Origin of the sequence: Acetobacter sp. DsW_063, assembly GCF_002153745.1 — a bacterium.
Classification (GTDB): domain Bacteria; phylum Pseudomonadota; class Alphaproteobacteria; order Acetobacterales; family Acetobacteraceae; genus Acetobacter.
The window spans coordinates 1-678 of sequence record NZ_JOPL01000157.1; the positions used below are offsets into that span (position 1 = coordinate 1).

The following is a 678-nucleotide window of genomic DNA, read 5'->3' on the forward strand; positions in this document are numbered from 1 at the left end:
ACGCCATCGATTTCCGCGCGAACTGATAGCACATGCCGTGTGGCTGTATTTCCGTCTTCCATTGAGCTTCAGGTTGGTTGAAGAGATGCTCCTCGAGCGCGGGATTGTCGTGTCCTATGAGACGGTCCGTCGCTGGAGCCTGAAATTTGGTGAGCCATTTGCACGCGGACCGCGTCGCAAGCGCGCGACTTCAGGCGATATCTGGCATCTCGATGAGGTCAGGATCGTGATCCGCGGACAGCCTCACTGGCTGTGGCGTGCTGTCGATCAGGACGGCTACATTCTCGACGAAATCCTCCAGACGCGGCGCAACACGAAGGCGGCGAAAAGGCTTTTAACGCAGCTTCTCAAAAAGCCCGGCGTCAGACCGAAGCGTACGATTGCCTATAAAGTGAAATCATGCGGAGCAGCGAAGCGTCAGGTCATTCCGTGTGTGGAACACCGCTCTCATAAAGGCCTGAACAACAGGGCGGAGAACTCACATCTGCCGCTGCGAAAACGCGAGCGTGCCCTGCAGAAGTTTCGATCACCGGGAGGTTGTCAGCGCTTTATTTCGGTATTTTCAGCCATCCGTAATCTGTTCGTCCCACCAGCCTCACTCGACAATGCCATCTCCCGACATCTGCACCATCTCAGGGCGTTCGCTCAGTGGAATAGCGCGGTCGCTCTCAACACCTG

Annotated in this window: 1 protein-coding gene; it reads left to right on the plus strand. The window is 56.3% G+C overall.

Going from position 1 to position 678, the window contains the following annotated elements:
• On the plus strand, positions 1 to 678 hold a 678-nt coding region (locus HK28_RS13480), incomplete at both ends, for an IS6 family transposase (protein ID WP_143217439.1).